This window comes from Shinella zoogloeoides (assembly GCF_003574625.1).
Classification (GTDB): Bacteria; Pseudomonadota; Alphaproteobacteria; order Rhizobiales; family Rhizobiaceae; genus Shinella; species Shinella zoogloeoides_A.
The window spans coordinates 119,236-136,157 of record NZ_QNUJ01000001.1 but is presented as its reverse complement, the minus strand read 5'-3'; the positions used below and the strand labels follow the sequence as shown (position 1 = coordinate 136,157).

Genomic DNA, 16,922 nt, shown 5'->3' with positions numbered 1-16,922 from the left:
AATGGCAGCCAAAGAAGTAAAGTTCGGCCGCACCGCGCGCGAAAAGATGCTGCGTGGCGTCGACGTCCTCGCAGACGCCGTGAAGGTAACGCTCGGCCCGAAGGGTCGTAACGTCGTCATCGACAAGTCCTTCGGCGCTCCGCGCATCACCAAGGACGGCGTTTCCGTCGCCAAGGAAATCGAACTGGAAGACAAGTTCGAGAACATGGGCGCCCAGCTCGTTCGCGAAGTCGCTTCCAAGACCAATGACATCGCCGGCGACGGCACGACGACCGCAACGGTTCTCGCCCAGGCTATCGTTCGCGAAGGCGCCAAGGCTGTTGCCGCCGGCATGAACCCGATGGACCTGAAGCGCGGCATCGATCTCGCCGTCGCAGAAGTCGTCAAGGATCTCCAGGCCAAGGCCAAGAAGATCAACACCTCGGAAGAAGTCGCACAGGTCGGCACGATCTCTGCAAACGGCGAAAAGCAGATCGGTCTCGATATTGCCGAAGCCATGCAGAAGGTCGGCAACGAAGGCGTCATCACGGTTGAAGAAGCCAAGACCGCCGAAACCGAACTCGAAGTCGTCGAAGGCATGCAGTTCGACCGCGGCTACCTGTCGCCCTACTTCGTGACCAACCCGGAAAAGATGGTCGCCGACCTCGAAGACGCTTACATTCTCCTGCACGAGAAGAAGCTCTCGAACCTCCAGGCCATGCTGCCGGTTCTCGAAGCCGTCGTCCAGACCGGCAAGCCGCTGGTCATCGTCGCTGAAGACGTCGAAGGCGAAGCCCTCGCGACCCTCGTCGTCAACAAGCTGCGTGGCGGCCTCAAGATCGCTGCCGTCAAGGCTCCGGGCTTCGGCGACCGCCGCAAGGCCATGCTCGAAGACATCGCCATCCTGACGGGCGGCACGGTGATCTCCGAAGACCTCGGCATCAAGCTCGAAAACGTCACGCTCGACATGCTCGGCCGTGCGAAGAAGGTTTCGATCTCCAAGGAAAACACGACGATCGTCGACGGTGCCGGCCAGAAGGCCGAAATCGAAGGCCGCGTCGCGCAGATCAAGGCCCAGATCGAAGAAACCTCCTCCGACTACGACCGCGAGAAGCTGCAGGAACGCCTTGCCAAGCTCGCTGGCGGCGTTGCCGTCATCCGCGTCGGCGGCTCGACGGAAGTCGAAGTCAAGGAAAAGAAGGACCGCATCGACGACGCCCTCAACGCGACGCGCGCTGCCGTTCAGGAAGGCATCGTACCGGGCGGCGGCGTAGCCCTGCTCCGTTCTTCCACGAAGATCTCCGCCAAGGGCGAGAACGACGACCAGGAAGCCGGCATCAACATCATCCGCCGCGCCCTCCAGGCCCTCGTTCGCCAGATCGCGGAAAACGCAGGTGACGAAGCTTCGATCGTCGTCGGCAAGATCCTCGACAAGAACGAAGACAACTACGGCTACAACGCCCAGACCGGCGAATACGGCGACCTGATCTCGCTCGGCATCGTCGACCCGGTCAAGGTTGTCCGCACGGCCCTGCAGAACGCAGCTTCGGTTGCCTCGCTGCTGATCACGACGGAAGCCATGATCGCCGAGCTGCCCAAGAAGGACGCTCCGGCCATGCCGGGCGGCATGGGCGGCATGGGCGGCATGGACATGATGTAAGACCTTCGGGTCTTGCATCTGAGCCAAACCGGTTCAGTTCGGAAAGGGCGGTCTTCGGGCCGCCCTTTTTGCTTGCGGGTTCTTGCCGAAGAAATTTTCCAACCGTGCAATAATTGACAAAAAAGCCGTTGATGGTAGCAAAAAACTAACTATAACAACGCCCCAAGTGAACTTTAAAGATTCACCCGGGGTTCAGGTGCTGGTTTTCGACACGACCGGTCGGCTGTGCTGCCAGAATTCCCTCAGTCCCATGAAGCCGCTGCAAGCTCCGGAGGGAGCCCGCCGCGGTTTTCGCGCGTACGTCCGATCCGAAGATCACAGGAACCGGGCGCAGTTCAGTACATGAGAAAGTGGTTCGGCGGGCTTCGAGAGGAATGTCAGCCGGATTTTTCGTTTTCAACATGTCACGCTCGGCGAGCGGATGTGCGGATCAAATTCGAGCGGCTGCCGTGGGGTCGTAAGTGTTCAAGATAATCAAGACCGATCTCTCGTCGCCTTTCCTGCCGGGTTCGATGGACTTCGACGAAGCGGACAACGAACTGCTGACGCAATATTGCGTGACGGAGCGCTGGACCGGCGACCTTTCCAACGGCCTCTTCATGCTCGGCGAAAAGGCCGCGCAGGCGCATGGCCTGCCGCTGCGCCCCTGCGGGCTGCTCAACCTCATCCGTTGCTACGAGCCGCTCGACCGCACGCGCGTCCTGGAACTTTTCGAGCAGGCCGCAGCCTCCTCGTCGTCCTTCTGCTTCTCCACCACGATCCATGTCGACGGCGCGCCGCGCCAGCCGGTATTCTGCGTCGGGGAATCGACGGGGCTGGAAGAGAAATACGCCGGCAGCATCATCGGCGTCTTCATCTTCCCCCGCTTCCAGATCGACCTTGCCGGCCGCCGCTTCCGGCGGCAGTAGGCAGGAACCGAAAGACCAGCCGCTTCAGGCGGCTTCGCTGGCCGTTCCGCCGGGGCGGATGCGTTCGACCGGAACCGGACGGCCAAGGAAATAGCCCTGCGCCTCGTCGCATCCTTCGCTGAGCAGGATGTCGAGCTGGCTGCGCGTCTCCACGCCTTCCGCCAGCACCGGCACGCGCAGCGTCTGCCCGAGCGCGAGGATCGCGCGGATGATCGCCTTCGCCTCGGGGCTTGCCTCCACCTCGCTCATGAAGCTGCGGTCGAGCTTGATCTTGTCGAAGGGGAAGGCGCGTAGCGTTTCGAGCGAGGAATAGCCCGTGCCGAAGTCGTCGATGGCGATGGTGACGCCGAGGGCCTTGATGCGGCGCAGCGTGTTGAGGGCGCGCTCCTTGTCGCCGATGATGGTCGATTCGGTGATCTCCAGCTCCAGGCGGTGCGGGCTGAGGCCGGTTTCCTGCAGCACGCGCTGGACGAGATCGGCGACATCCGCATTGCCGAGCTGGACCGGCGACAGGTTGACCGCGATCTTGTGGTCGCTGTTCCAGGTCGCGGCCTCGCGGCATGCCTCGCGCAGCACCCATTCGCCGACCGGCAGGATGGCGCCGCATTCTTCCGCAATCGGAATGAACTCGCCCGGCGGAATGGTGCCGCGCACGGGATGGTGCCAGCGCAGCAGCACTTCGTAGCCCACCGTCTCGCCGGAATTCACCGCCTTCTGCACCTGGTAGTGAAGCTGCAGCTCGTTGCGCTCGACGGCCTGCCAGAGATCGTTGGCGATCAGGCGGCGGCTGCGGGCGGCCTCGTCCATCGACACTTCGTAGAAGCAGACGGTCTCCGTCAGCGCGTCCTTGGCGCGATACATGGCAAGATCGGCATTGTTGAGCAGGGCCTCGATATTGTCGGCATCCTGCGGATAGATCGCGACGCCGAGGCTCGCGCCGGGCTTGATGTCGTAGCCGTCGATGCGGATGTCCTCGGTGAGGCAGTTTTCGAGGCGCTGGAGGAAATCGGTAAGGTCCGACATGTCCTCGAACCGCTTGGCGGCGGCGAATTCGTCACCGCCGAAGCGGGCCACCGTCTCGTCGGCCCCGAGGCAGGCCTGCATGCGCCGCGAGAGCGTCGCGAGGACCTCGTCGCCCGCCGCATGGCCGCGCGTGTCGTTGACTTCCTTGAACTTGTCCAGATCGATGCCGATAGCGGCCACCTTGCCGCCCGATCGCCGGGCAGAATCGAGATCGGCCTCGAGCCGGTTATTAAAGCTTGCGCGGTTCGGCAGGCCCGTCAGCCCGTCATGGCGGGCGAGGAAGGAGATCTGCTCTTCCGAACGCAGGCGCTCGGAAACGTCCTCATAGGTCGCCACCCAGGCGCCGTCCGGCAGCGTGCGGTAGCGCAACTGGACCGACACGCCGCTCTGCAGCTTTTCGACGATCACGCCGCCATCGTTCGCCTGGATCGCGGCGCGGCGGCGGGCGTAGGCATCCCGCGCCTTGGTCTGCCAGACATCGGGATCGGCATAGATGTCGGCGACGCCCTGCTCGACAATCTCGCGCAGGGTCATGCCCGGCCGGATGCGGTCGCCGGGGAAACCGAAGATTTCACTGTAGCGCCGGTTGGCAAGAAGCAGGCGCTCGTCCTTGTCGAACAGGCACAGGCCCTGCGACATGTTCTCGAGCGCGAGATCGAGGTTCTTCGTCACTTCGGCCAGCCGGTCGGCATCGGCCTTCTCCCTGGTGACGTCCTTGCTGATCTTGGCGTAGCCGACCAGCATGCCGCCCGCATCGTGGATCGGATCGAGCACGACATTTGCCCAATAGCGCGTGCCGTCCTTGCGATAGCGCCAGCCCTCGCCCTCATACTTGCCTTCCTCGCGGGCGATGCGCAGAGCGCGTTCAGGCGCACCCGCCGCGCGATCCTCCTCGCCGTAGAACTGCGAGAAATGCCGGCCGACGATCTCCTGCGCCTTGTAACCCTTGTGGCGCTCGGCGCCCTCGTTCCAGTTGGCGACGCGGCCTTCCGGGTCCAGCATGCAGATGGCGTAATCCTTGACGCCCTGCACGAGCATGGCGAACTGGCGGGTGCTCTCCGTCGCGGTCAGCTCGGCCTGCCGGGCGAAGACGGCGGCCGTCAGGCCGGTGAAGAGCAGCGAGAAGGCCACCACCGCGATCAGCGGCACCATCAGGCCGGTCGAGATCAGCGTGTCGTCGCTCACCGGCATCAGGCCCGGCCGGAAGGTCACGGCGGTCATGGCGGTGAAATGCAGGGCCACCACGCCGAGCGCCATCAGCACGGTCGCCAGCGCCCGGTCGCGCACGCGCTGCTGCGGGCGCATGCAGACGAGAAGCGACAGCGCGCCGAAAAGGCCGGCACAGACGACCGAGACGGCGACATAGACGGCATCCCAGCCGAGCGTGCCCGGCAGTTCCACCGCGCTCATGCCGATGTAATGCATGGAGGTGATGCCCGCACCGAGCAGCAGGCCGCCGGCGATGACGGCGGCGCGGCCTGCGACATAGGTGGCAAGCGCGAGACCCGCCGTCGTCACGACGATGGCGACGCCGAGCGAAATCAGCGTCAGCTTCATGTCATAGCCGATGACCATGCCGGGATCATAGGCCAGCATCGCGATGAAATGGGTCGCCCAGATGCCGAAGCCGCTCGACGTGCCCGCCGCGCCCAGCCAGAGATTGCGCGCCCTGCCTTCGGCGACCCACGCCCTCTGCGCCAGCGTCACCGCGACATAGCAGGACAGGAAGCAGATGAATGCGGCAAGCACGACGAGACGAAGATCGTGCTCGACGACGATGCAGTTGAGAATGCGCAGCATGGGAACACCGGGCGGGAGGGCAAGATGGCACCACAGAGCCCGGCAACCTTAAAGACTTTGTGAATCGGCCCCGTATCCCGGCGGATTCCTGCCCGCCCGTATCCATTCGTGCTTAACAAATATCAAAACGGCCAACCGGCTGGTTTGCCACGGCAATTCCGCTCAACTTCGGATTTCAGAGCGTCAGGGCCTTGAGGTCCGCAGCCGGGTCTTCAAGCGCCGCCCTGTCCGGCGTGCGGCCCATCTCGATCAGCTTCTTGCCGACCACGTAGGCTTTCGCATCGTTGACCGCGTCGACCGCGATCAGCCTGCCATCGCGGAAGTACCAGACGGAAACGCTGCCCTCGCGCTGGCCGGGCCGCACGAGGGTATCGTCGAAGCCCATGCAGAAACCGGCGATCTGCAGCTTCACATCATATTGGTCGGACCAGAACCACGGCTTCGGCACATAGGGCGTATCGCCGCCGGCGATGACGGCCGCGGCGGCCTCCGCCTGGTCGACGGCGTTCTGCACGGATTCCAGCCGCACGCGATTGCCTTCGAAGGGCAGGACGGTGCAGTCGCCCATGGCGAAGATCGCGGGATCGGACGTGCGGGCATGGGCATCGACGACGATGCCGTTGGCAACCTCCAGCCCGGCATCGCGGGCGAGCCGGTCATTGGCCGCCACGCCGATGCCGGCGATCACCACATCCACCGGCAGCACGAAGCCGTCGGAGAGCTCCGCGCCGGTGACGCGGCCGTTTTCGCCGAGAAGGCGGACGAGGCCGGTCTTCTCGCGCACATCGACACCGCGGGCCATGTGGATCGCCTTGAGGATCGTCGCCGTCGCGGGCGATGCCACGCGCGCGAGGATGCGGTCGGCCATCTCGATGACGGTGACATGCAGCCCCCTGCCCCGCGCGACGGCCGCCGCCTCGAGGCCGATATAGCCGCCGCCAACGACGAGCGCCCGGCGGCCTTCCTGCATTTCGAGGCCGAGGCGGTCGGCATCGCGATAGTCGCGCACGGTGAACACGCCGTCGAGGTCGCCGCCGATCTCCGCCGGCAGGCGGCGGGGCGTCGCACCGGTGGCGAGCGCCAGGAATTCATAGTCGAGCATCGAGCCGTCGCTGAGCGTCACGCGCCTTGCCGCGCGGTCGATGGCGGTGACCTCCGTCGACAGGCGAAGGTCGACGCCGTTGTCGGGATACCAGCTTTCCGGGCGGAACATCAGGCGCGAGAGGTCTGCCTCGCCGAGCAGGTATTTCTTGGAAAGCGGCGGGCGCTGGTAGGGGTGGCTCGCCTCGGCGGCGACGATGGTGATCGGCCGCTCGTCCTTCAATGCGCGCAATTTGGCAACCAGGGCAAATGCGGCCTGGCCGCCGCCCGCTACAACCAGTCTTCCCGTCACGATATTTCCGTCCGTCCTTGTTTTCACCGAGACGTAACCCGCCCGGCCACGCGGCGTCAACGTGCCGCTACCGTGCTCGGACGGGTCGCGCCGGCATCAGGGCTTCGCAGGAATTTCCAGGCCCTTCTGCGCCGCTGGGCGGGCAAGGCAGCGCTCCAGCCAGGCCATGACGGCGGGGAAGCCCGCATAATCCAGCACCTCGCGCCCGCCATAGAAGACATCCGCGCCGCGCACCCACGGGAAGGTCGCGATATCGGCGATGGTATATTCATCGCCCATGATCCATTGCCGGTCCCTCAGGCGCTCTTCCAGCACGGAAAGCAGGCGCTTCGATTCGTCCCTGTAGCGTTCGACCGGATAGGAATTGTTGGCGACCTTTTCGGCGGCGAACTTGTGGAAATGACCGAACTGGCCGAACATCGGCCCGATGCCGCCCATCTGGAACATGACCCAGCACAGCATCTCGTAGCGCACGGCGGGATCGGCCGGAATGAGCTTGCCGGTTTTCTCCGCGAGATAGACGAGGATCGCGCCCGATTCGAAGAGGCCGATCGGCTTGCCGCCCGGCCCGTCCGGATCGATGATCGCGGGAATGCGGCCGTTCGGATTGAGCGACACGAATTCCGGCGACTTCTGCTCGTTGCCGCCGAAATCGACGCGGTGCGGCTCATAGATGAGGCCGAGCTCTTCCAGCGCGATCGACACCTTCACGCCATTCGGCGTCGGCAGCGAATAGAGCTGAATGACATCGGGATTCCTGGCGGGCCATTTCTTCGTGATGGGGAAGGACGACAGGTCGGACATGGGAACTCCTTACGGATGGGAGTTCATAGATAGGGCAGGCCGCCGGGCGATGTCAGGGTGACGTGGCGGGAAATTTGCGAAGGGTGAGGGTGCCAGCCCCTCATCCGGCCTGCCGGCCACCTTCTCCCCGCAAGCGGGGCGAAGGAGACGTGTGGGACCGGTTTCCCGCCCCTCGGCGTGTTTCCGTCAAACTTGCCTGCGATGGGACGGAAAACGGTGCGGCACACCCCTTCTCCCCGCCTGCGGGGAGAAGGTCGCGGCAGGCCGGATGAGGGGCAATCCTACCCCTACAGCGCCCCGCGCACCTGCTCGATGATCTCCGCCACCACCGCATCGCCCTCGTGCTCCGGCTTGCGCGCACGCACGAGGCAGGCTTCCGATTTGAGGATCACGCCGTCGGAGAGAATCTTCAGGTGGTTGGCGACGAGCGTCGAGCCGGTCGAGGTGATGTCGACGATGATGTCGGCCGAGCCGGAGGCCGGCGCGCCTTCCGTGGCGCCGAGGCTTTCGACGATGCGGTAGAGCTGGATGCCGTGATTGCCCGAGAAGAACTGCTGCGTCAGCCGCCAGTATTTCGTGGCGATGGTCAGGCGCCGGCCGTGGCGGGCGCGGAAATCCGTGGCGACGTCGCCGAGGTCGGCCATGGTGTCGACGTCGAGCCATATCTCCGGCACGGCGACCACGACATCGGCATGGCCGAAGCCGAGGCGGGCGCAGAACTCGACGCGGGCATCGGCCTCCGCCAGTCCCTCGCGCACGAGATCCTCGCCGGTCACGCCGAAATCGACGGTGCCGTTGGCGATCTCGCGGGAGATCTCGGAAGCGGAGAGGAAGGCGATCTCGATATCGTCGCGACCCTCGACGCGGCCGCGATAGGAGCGGTCGTTGCCGACGGCGGCGACGGTGAAGCCGGCGCGGGCGAGGACGGCGGAGCTGTCCTCCTTCATGCGGCCCTTGGAGGGAAGACCGATGGTGATGGTCATGCGGCGGCTCCCCCGGCGCTTGCGATACGGTCGAGCCAGAGCGAGAAGCCGACGGCCGGGATGCGTTCCTTCGCGCCGAGCAGCGTCAGCAGCCGGTCGAACCGGCCGCCGCCGACGAGCACCGATGTCTCGCCGGCCGGCGTGATCTCGAAGACGAGGCCGGTATAATAATCGAGCGGACGGCCGAAGGCGGCGCGATAGATGATCGTCGCCGGATCGACGCCTGCTTCGCGCAGCGCCGTAACGCGGGCGTCGAAGCGCTCCAGCGCCGCGCCGAGCGAAAGGCGGGCCTTTTCCGCGAAGGCGGCGAGCGCCTGCGGCGCGTCGGCGAGGCTCAGTTCCAGTGCCAGGAATTCCTTGAGCAGCGCCAGCGTGCGGCTGTCGAGCCGCGTGCTCGCGAGCTCGCGCTTCTCGCGCAGGCGGCGGGCGATGGCGGCGGGACCGCGGCTGGCATTGGTGGAATAGCCGGTCGCCTCCATCGTCGCGTCGATATGGGCGATCAGCTTCGCCTCGTCGTCGAGGATGCCGAGGCGGGCAAGGCGCTCGACCTCCGGGCCGAAGACGCCGGACGGGGCGGGATCGGACAGGTCAGCGATCAGCTTCTGCAACTGCGCCGAATTGCCGAAGGCGTGGATGAGACGCTTCTGCCAGCCGGCCGGCAGGCCGCAGGCGGCGACGACCGCCTCGAAAATTCCCTGGTCGCCGAGCGTTACGGACAGCGCCATGCCGGGAAGCCGGTTACCGATGACATGGAGCGCATCGCGCACGATGCGCGCATCGGCGCACGCGATATCCGGCTCGCCGAGATCCTCGATGCCGGCCTGGTAGAATTCGTTCGCGCCGTCGCGGCGCTGGCGGAAGACCTCGCCGAGATAGGAATAGCGCCGCGGCGTGCCCATCGCCGTCTCGATGTGGCGAAGGCAGACGGGGATGGTGAATTCGGGACGCAGGCACAGGCTCTTGCCGGTCTCGCTCTCCGTCATGAAGATGCGCCGGCGCAGGTCCTCGCCCGCCATGTCGAGGAAGGGTTCGGCCGGCTGGATGACCGGCGTATCGACGCGCTCCGTGCCGAGCCCTTCGAGGTCGGCGACGAGATCGGGCGCGAAGGCGGGCAGGTTCGTCAGAGGCATGGGAAACGCTCCGGGCGCGGGGCGGCAAGTCCCCCTCTGCCTGCCGGCATCTCCCCCACAAGGGAGGAGAAAGATAAAGGCTTGCTCACCGTCTCAAATCGAATTCGCAGGGTGCGGCACAGTAAGCCCCTCCCCCTTGTGGGGAGGGGTTGGGGAGGGGTCTTCCACACGCCCATCACCCCTGCCGCGCCCGGTCTTCGGCTTGCGCGTCGAGGATTTCGCGGACTTTCGCGACCAGATCGGCCTCCGGTACGGAAACCTGCGCGACGCGCGCTTCGCGCCAGGCGATGTTGTCCTCGATCTCGCCGGAAAGGCGCTTGCCCTCGATCAGGTCCTTGATCTGCACGAGGCCTTCCGCGCGCTCGTCGCCGCCCTGGATGATGGCGATCGGTGCGCCGCGGCGGTCGGCATATTTGAGCTGGTTGCCGAACTTCTTCCAGTTGCCCTGATACATCTCGGCGCGGATGCCGGCGGCGCGCAGCTCCTGTGTGAAGCGCTGGTAGCGGCCCATGCTCTCGATGTCACCGTCCATGACGGTGACGAGGACGGGCGCGACCACCTCCTCCTGACCGAGCTTGCCGAGGTTCTTCAGCGCCGTCATCAGGCGCGAGACGCCGATGGAGAAGCCCGTCGCCGGCACCGGCTGGCCCATGAAGCGGGAGACGAGGCCATCGTAGCGGCCGCCGCCGCCGACCGAGCCGAAGACGACCTTCTCGCCCTTCTCGTTGGTGACGGCGAACTGCAACTCGGCCTCGAAGACCGGGCCTGTGTAATATTCGAGGCCGCGCACGACCGACGGGTCGATCTTGATGCGGTCCGGACCATAGCCGGCCGAGGTGACGAGATGGCCGATCTGGTTCAGCTCGTCGACGCCTTCGGCGCCCTTCGTCGTGCCTTCGACGAGCCTGGCGAGATCCGCTGCGCTTTCCGCATAGTCCTTGATGCCGACGAAGAAGAGCACCTTCTCGATCTGTCCGGCATCGAGGCCGGCGCCCTTGGTGAAGTCGCCGGATTCGTCCTTGCGGCCGGCGCCGAGCAGGAGCCTGACGCCCTCCGGGCCGAACTTGTCGAGCTTGTCGATGGCACGCAGCACGGTGAGGCGCGCGCCTGCCTTGTCGTCGCCGCCGAGGCCGATCGCCTCCAGCACACCGTCGAGGACCTTGCGGTTGTTGACACGGATGACGTAGTCGCCGCGGGCGATGCCGAGCGCTTCCATCGTGTCCGACATCATCATGCACATTTCGGCATCCGCCTGTACGCCGGCCGCGCCGACCGTATCGGCATCGAACTGCATGAACTGGCGGAAGCGGCCCGGGCCCGGCTTCTCGTTGCGGAAGACATAGCCCGCGCGATAGGTGCGGTAGGGAAGCTGGATCTCGTTGAAATTCTCCGCGACATGGCGGGCGAGCGGCGCCGTCAGGTCGTAGCGCAGGCTCATCCATTGGTCGTCGTCGTCCTGCAGCGAGAACACGCCCTCGTTCGGGCGGTCGCTGTCGGGCAGGAACTTGCCGAGCGCGTCGGTATATTCGAAGAGCGGCGTTTCGACGGGGTCGAAGCCGTAATGCTCGTAGACCTCGCGGATCTTCGCCGTCATCTCATTGACGGCGCGGATGTCCGCGGCGTCACGGTCGACGAAGCCGCGCGGCAGGCGGGCTTTCAGCTTCTGGGGCTTTTTCTGCTTTTCGCTCATCGGGATACCCGAAATTCCGTATTTCCGTTGCGGTTTCCCTAGCGGATTGAAGGGGCAGCGGCAAGGGCGCAGGTGCGCGCAGCAGGGCAGGAGGAGCATCCTTATAGGCACCCCTTTTCTTTTGCGCAGCGTGCGCCTATCTCTCCTGCCATGAGACAGGTCCTCTTCGTCCTCGCCATTCTGGGCGCCGTCCTTTCCGGCTGGGTGCCGGCGGTCGCCGCGACGATGACGGCCGCGCAGCCGGCCGGGATGCACGCCATGCACCACATGGCCGGCGAGGATGGCGGCGGCGAGCACGGCAAGGCGAAGCCGTCCGCGCATCCTCTCGCCTGTTCGGCCTGTTTCGCCATCGAAGCCGCCCGGCTGGAGCCGATCGGCCGCGATCTCGACATTTCGAGCCCGGTTTCCGCAGCCACGCCGCAACTGGCCGGCCTTGCGCTTCCCCCGCTCGATCCCCCTCCCCGGTCCTGACGACGCTTGACTGATATCCGGGGCGCCCGCGCCCCGACCATCAACCGTATTCAGAACTGGAAATCATCATGAACGCAAAGAACATGCTTCTCGGCGCGGCCCTCGCGCTTACCTTCACCATGCCCGCAATCGCCCAGGATGCCGCCGATCATTCCGGCCATCAGGGCATGACGATGGGCCAGGCCACGGGCGACCAGAGCGCGTCCACCAAGGCCTTCGTCGACGCCAATGCGAAGATGCACAAGGGCATGGAGATCGAATTCACCGGCAATGCCGATGTCGATTTCGTGCGCGGGATGATCGCCCACCACCAGGGCGCCATCGACATGGCGAAGGTCGAGCTGGAACACGGCAAGGACCCAGCCATCCGGAAGCTCGCGGAAGACATCGTCAGCGCCCAGGAGGGTGAGATCAAGATGATGGAAGAGTGGCTGGCCAAGAACGCCAAGTGAGCCAATAGGGAGGCCCGCCGCAAGGCGGGCCTTTTCCGCAAAGGCAGTCGTGGACCCTCGGGCAAGCCGGGTGAGGCCGGAAAGCGCGGATCGCCTTGCGGCACGGCATGCGGAGCCGCCCGAGGACGCCCGTTCATCCTGCGCGCTCATCGTCGCGCCTGGCCCGAAGGCCCACGCCGCATGGCATGACCGCCATGCAAGCCCGTCGAACAGATCCTCCGCCGGCGTTAGCCGCTACTTGCCCGCGCGCTGCCGCTGGGCGGACGCCTCGACCAGCGAGGCCGCAATGACGCGGGCCATCATGAGGCTGGTTTCACGGAGATCGGTATTGCTGCCGCTGCGTGCCGAGCGGATGAGACGAAAGCCCTCGCGGAGCATGATCTCCTGCGCCTTGTCACAGGCCCATGGCTCAAGTCGAGAATCATCGAATGCAGGTGCGTTTGGCGACATGTTTCCCCTCATGTCAGATCATGCAGCACAAAGCCGCGCGCCACGACTACGCACGTGCGAATCGACCCCAGAACTTCCGATGTATGGTTGTGCCGCTCAACCTTAAGCTACATGATTCGTTGTAAAATCAAATAGCGTTTTGCCAAGGCAATACCGGATTTATGGCCGTGCGAGCAGATTTCTCTTCTTTTCGACTTCCGCGCGGCAGAAGCAGCCTTCCACATGGTCGTTCACGAGGCCCATGGCCTGCATGAAGGCATAGACGGTGGTGGGGCCGACGAAGGTCCAGCCGCGCTTCTTGAGATCCTTCGAAAGGCGCACCGAGGTCGGCGACGTCGGGTTGGCGGAAAGCGTTTCCCAGTCCATGCGGGCCGGGCGCTCCTCCGGCTTCGGCTCGAAGCCCCAGAAGTAACGGGCGAGCGTGCCGAACTCCTCGCGCAGCGCCTGCGCCCGGCGGGCATTGTTGATCGTCGAGACGATCTTGCCGCGATGGCGCACGATGCCGGCATCGGCAAGGCAGCGCGCGATATCCGCATCGCCGAAGGTCGCGACCTTGTCGAAGTCGAAGCCGGCGAAGGCGGCGCGGAAGCCTTCCCGCTTGCGCAGGATGGTGAGCCAGGAAAGGCCAGACTGGAAACCTTCGAGGCAGATCTTCTCGAACAGGCGGTGGTCGCTGGTGACCGGATGGCCCCACTCCTCGTCGTGATAGCGGCGGTAGTCCTCGAGCCCGCCGTGCCATGCGCAGCGCGTCCGCCCGTCCTCGCCCACCACCAGCCCGCGTTCCGTCATCGCCGTCTCCGTTTCCTGTTTGTTCCCGTTTACCACTTATCAACCACATTTGGAAAGCGGGCAATAACCCTACTCAAAGCTTTATCCGCCTCCTGCAATGCGAATGAACCGGCGTTTACCATTCGCTTCATCCAAGGGTGCAAGCATTTCTGCGAACCGGCGCCATTTCTTTCTTCCGGCGCATCCCGGCGACGATCAGTAGCGAGTACGTCCGATGTTGATACGAACCCTTCTTGCAGCCACCATCCTGGCCACCACGACCAATGCCTATGCGGGCGACCGCTACACGAGCCGGCCGCCGGTCATCGTCAGCCCCGACCTTGCCGCCCCGTGGCTGATGCAGCTCACCGGCGAGGGCGTGCAGCCCGCCGTCAACAGCCGCCGCATCGTCCAGCGCCAGCGGGTAGAGCAGCGCCGCGTCATCCGGCGCGACGGCGCCCGCGTCGAGCAGGTCGCCGTGACGAGCCGCGCGCAGAACCCGGTCCGCTCGAGGATCGATCCGATGTACCTGCCGCAGCTCGTTTCCTACGACAGCAAGTACAAGGCCGGCACGATCGTCATCGATACCAACAACCGCTTCCTCTATCTCGTGCTCGGCGACGGCAAGGCACGGCGCTATGGCGTCGGCGTCGGCAAGCCGGGCTTCGAATGGGCCGGCGCGCATACGATCACCCGCAAGGCCGAATGGCCGAGCTGGACCCCGCCGAAGGAGATGATCCAGCGCGAGGCCGCCAAGGGCCATTACCTGCCGGCCTTCATGGACGGCGGGCCAGCAAACCCGCTCGGCTCGCGCGCCATGTATCTCGGCTCCACGCTCTACCGTATCCACGGCACCAATGCGCCCTGGACGATCGGCTACGGCGTCTCCTCCGGCTGCATCCGCATGCGCAACGAAGACGTCGTCGATCTCTACGAACGCGTGAAGGTCGGCACCAAGGTCATCGTGATCTGACGGTTCGCCTTCCAGCAATCGCCACGCCTAAAGAACATCTCCGGCTGCCCTGCGGCCGGAGATGTCTGCTTTTCCGGCAACAGATGCCGAAGAAATCCGCCCTTACAACCGTCTTACTGCCGGCAAGCCGGCTTGCAATCGGTCAAGACTCTCGGCTAGCCTCACGATATTCAAGGAGTGAGAGGGACTATACCATGCGGAAATACGCATCGATCTTGCTGGCAGCGACGGTTGCTGCCACGGCGATGATGCCGGTCACGTCGGCAGGCGCCTTCCCGGGCGCGCAACCGGGCGACCGGATCGAGACGGCCTCCACCGTGACGCTCGTCGCACAGCCCATGAGCAAGAAGCAGGTGGCGCAGAAATACAAGCGCACCAAGGTGCGGTTCGTCACCGATCAGGCGCCGGGAACCGTCATCGTCGATACGAACAACAAGTATCTCTATTATGTCGAGGGCAAGAATCGCGCGACGCGCTACGGTATCGGCGTCGGCCGCGACGGCTTCGGCTGGTCGGGCGTGGTGAAGGTCGGCCGCAAGGCCGAATGGCCCACCTGGACGCCGCCGGCCGAGATGCGTCGCCGCGAGGCCAAGAAGGGCCGCATCCTGCCCGTCGTCCAGCAGGGCGGCGAGGACAATCCGCTCGGCGCCCGCGCGCTCTACCTCTACCAGGGCGGCCGCGACACGATCTTCCGCATCCACGGCACGAACCAGCCCTGGACGATCGGCCAGAACATGTCCTCGGGCTGTATCCGCATGATGAACCAGGACGTGGAGCACCTCTATGCCCGCGCCGATATCGGCACCAAGGTCATCGTGGTCGGTCCCGGCAACAAGCAGGGCGCGATCCAGTACAACGACCGCGGCATCGACTTCCTCGGCACGCTGTTCGGCTTCGGCGGCTGATCGCCGCCGACCTTTCAAGATAGGCGATGATGCCGGCCGTCAGGCCGGCATTTTCATGGCCAGGGCCGTGAGCGCCGCCGGCTTTTCCCCGCCATAGGCCCAGTCGAGCAGCTCGACCGTATGCAGGATCGGGATCGCCGTTCCCGTGGCGATCTGCGTGATGCAGCCGATATTGCCGGTCGCGATGAGATCGGGCTTCGTCGCCTCGATGTTCTTCACCTTGCGCGCCTTCAGCTTGCCGGAAATTTCGGGCTGCAGGATATTGTAGGTGCCGGCCGAGCCACAGCACAGATGCCCTTCCGCCGGATCGCGCACGGCAAAGCCCGCCTTCTTCAAAAGCGTCTTCGGCAGCATGGTGATCTTCTGGCCGTGCTGCATGGAGCAGGCCGAATGATAGGCGACCGTCAGCCCCCTCGCCTCCTGCTGCGGCAGGTCGAGGGTGGCGAGATATTCCGTGATATCCTTGGCGAGCGCCGAGACGCGCGCGGCCTTTTCCGCATAGGCGGGATCGAGGCGCAGCATGAAGCCGTAGTCCTTGATCGTCGTGCCGCAGCCGGAGGCCGTGACGATGATGGCGTCGAGCCCGCCCTTCTCCACCTCACCGAGCCAGACGTCGACATTGCGCCGCGCCGCTTCCAGCGCCTGCTCTTCACGCCCCATATGATGGACGAGCGAACCGCAGCAGACCTCGCCGGCCGGCGCCACGACCTCAACGCCGAGGCGGGTGAGCAGGCGGATCGTCGCCTCGTTGATCTCCGGCTTCAGCACCGGCTGGGCGCAGCCCGAGAGGATCGCCACCCGGCCGCGGCGCGGGCCGGCGGCGGGATGCGTGCCGGGCCTTGCGCTGCCGGAGGCTTTCGGCAGGCTGCGCGGCGCAAGGTCCAGCATCGCGCCGAAGGGTTCCAGTGGCTTGAAGCGCTTGAGGAGACCGGCGAAGGGGCGGCCGAGATTTGCCGCCTTCAGCGCCAGACGGAAGCGGCCGGGATGGGGCAGCACCGCTGCCAGAATGTTGCGCGTCAGCCGATTCCAGAAAGGTCGCCGGTACGTCTCCTCGATATGCATGCGGGCATGGTCGACGAGATGCATGTAGTCGACGCCGGAAGGACAGGTGGTCGTGCAGGCAAGGCAGGAAAGGCAGCGGTCGATATGGGTGACGACCTCGGCATCGGCCGGCCGGCCGTTCTCCAGCATGTCCTTGATGAGATAGATGCGGCCGCGCGGGCTGTCGAGCTCGTTGCCGAGCGTCACATAGGTCGGACAGGTGGCGGTGCAGAAGCCGCAATGCACGCATTTGCGCAGGATCTTTTCCGATGTCGCGACATGGGGATCGGCGAGCTGCTCGGCGGTGAAGTTGGTCTGCATCAGCGGGCGCCCTCCGAGGCCGTGGCATACCCCCCTCTGCCCTGCCGGGCATCTCCCCCACAAGGGGGGAGATCGGCTGGGGGCAAGGCGGTGCCACGATTCAATCTCCCCCCTTGTGGGGGAGATGCCCGGCAGGGCAGAGGGGGGTGAACAGCGTGCATCGTCATCATT

15 protein-coding genes are annotated in these 16,922 nt (G+C 65.2%); 6 read left to right on the top strand and 9 right to left on the bottom strand.

Annotated elements, in window-relative coordinates; genetic code table 11:
- Position 1: 1 nt before the first annotated feature.
- Both groL and DSD28_RS00645 read left to right on the top strand, forming a co-directional pair.
- Entirely contained in the window at positions 2-1,639 is a 1,638-nt protein-coding gene (gene groL / locus DSD28_RS00650) for a chaperonin GroEL (RefSeq protein ID WP_119254426.1), read from the top strand.
- Between the two features lie 461 nt (positions 1,640-2,100).
- Entirely contained in the window at positions 2,101-2,547 is a 447-nt protein-coding gene (locus DSD28_RS00645) for a hypothetical protein (protein WP_119254425.1), read from the top strand.
- A 24-nt stretch (positions 2,548-2,571) separates the two neighbouring features.
- On the opposite strand, the gene DSD28_RS00640 is transcribed toward DSD28_RS00645, so the two are convergent.
- From DSD28_RS00640 to hisS, 6 genes are all read right to left on the bottom strand, one after another.
- Positions 2,572-5,370 carry a bifunctional diguanylate cyclase/phosphodiesterase gene (locus tag DSD28_RS00640; protein ID WP_119254424.1) on the bottom strand — a complete coding sequence of 933 codons (2,799 nt, stop codon included), beginning with the start codon at positions 5,368-5,370 and terminating at the stop codon, positions 2,572-2,574.
- Positions 5,371-5,545: 175 nt separating this feature from the next.
- Positions 5,546-6,763 (bottom strand): NAD(P)/FAD-dependent oxidoreductase, encoded by a 1,218-nt coding sequence (locus tag DSD28_RS00635; protein ID WP_119254423.1) that lies wholly within the window; start codon positions 6,761-6,763, stop codon positions 5,546-5,548.
- Positions 6,764-6,859: 96 nt separating this feature from the next.
- Positions 6,860-7,567 carry a glutathione binding-like protein gene (locus DSD28_RS00630; RefSeq protein WP_119254422.1) on the bottom strand — a complete coding sequence of 236 codons (708 nt, stop codon included), beginning with the start codon at positions 7,565-7,567 and terminating at the stop codon, positions 6,860-6,862.
- A 287-nt stretch (positions 7,568-7,854) separates the two neighbouring features.
- Complete coding sequence (gene hisG, locus DSD28_RS00625) at positions 7,855-8,550, bottom strand: ATP phosphoribosyltransferase (RefSeq protein WP_119254421.1); 696 nt, start codon at positions 8,548-8,550, stop codon at positions 7,855-7,857.
- On the bottom strand, positions 8,547-9,680 hold the full coding sequence (locus DSD28_RS00620) for an ATP phosphoribosyltransferase regulatory subunit (RefSeq protein ID WP_119254420.1): 1,134 nt from the start codon (positions 9,678-9,680) through the stop codon (positions 8,547-8,549). The genes hisG and DSD28_RS00620 overlap by 4 nt, the downstream gene beginning before the upstream one ends.
- A 175-nt stretch (positions 9,681-9,855) precedes the next feature.
- Entirely contained in the window at positions 9,856-11,370 is a 1,515-nt protein-coding gene (gene hisS, locus DSD28_RS00615; RefSeq protein WP_119254419.1) for a histidine--tRNA ligase, read from the bottom strand.
- Between the two features lie 150 nt (positions 11,371-11,520).
- Between hisS and DSD28_RS00610 the strand changes: the two genes are divergently transcribed.
- Together DSD28_RS00610 and copM are read left to right on the top strand one after the other, a co-directional pair.
- A complete protein-coding gene (locus tag DSD28_RS00610) occupies positions 11,521-11,841 on the top strand; it encodes a hypothetical protein (protein WP_119254418.1) in 321 nt (106 codons plus the stop codon).
- 68 nt (positions 11,842-11,909) lie between these two features.
- Entirely contained in the window at positions 11,910-12,293 is a 384-nt protein-coding gene (gene copM, locus DSD28_RS00605) for a CopM family metallochaperone (protein WP_119254417.1), read from the top strand.
- A gap of 234 nt (positions 12,294-12,527) precedes the next feature.
- Here the strand turns inward: copM and DSD28_RS25715 are convergent, their stop codons facing one another.
- Both DSD28_RS25715 and DSD28_RS00600 read right to left on the bottom strand, forming a co-directional pair.
- Positions 12,528-12,743: a hypothetical protein gene (locus DSD28_RS25715; RefSeq protein ID WP_162911164.1), complete on the bottom strand. Its 216-nt coding sequence runs from the start codon at positions 12,741-12,743 to the stop codon at positions 12,528-12,530.
- A 159-nt stretch (positions 12,744-12,902) separates the two neighbouring features.
- Positions 12,903-13,532: a DNA-3-methyladenine glycosylase I gene (locus DSD28_RS00600; RefSeq protein WP_119254416.1), complete on the bottom strand. Its 630-nt coding sequence runs from the start codon at positions 13,530-13,532 to the stop codon at positions 12,903-12,905.
- 214 nt (positions 13,533-13,746) lie between these two features.
- Here DSD28_RS00600 and DSD28_RS00595 point away from each other — a divergent pair, with 214 nt between their 5' ends.
- Together DSD28_RS00595 and DSD28_RS00590 are read left to right on the top strand one after the other, a co-directional pair.
- Positions 13,747-14,484 (top strand): L,D-transpeptidase, encoded by a 738-nt coding sequence (locus DSD28_RS00595; RefSeq protein ID WP_119254415.1) that lies wholly within the window; start codon positions 13,747-13,749, stop codon positions 14,482-14,484.
- A gap of 194 nt (positions 14,485-14,678) precedes the next feature.
- Positions 14,679-15,389, top strand: a complete 711-nt coding sequence (locus DSD28_RS00590; RefSeq protein WP_119254414.1) for a L,D-transpeptidase — start codon at positions 14,679-14,681, stop codon at positions 15,387-15,389.
- Between the two features lie 39 nt (positions 15,390-15,428).
- On the opposite strand, the gene glcF is transcribed toward DSD28_RS00590, so the two are convergent.
- Complete coding sequence (glcF, locus tag DSD28_RS00585) at positions 15,429-16,751, bottom strand: glycolate oxidase subunit GlcF (protein WP_119254413.1); 1,323 nt, start codon at positions 16,749-16,751, stop codon at positions 15,429-15,431.
- Between the last annotated feature and the right edge of the window lie 171 nt (positions 16,752-16,922).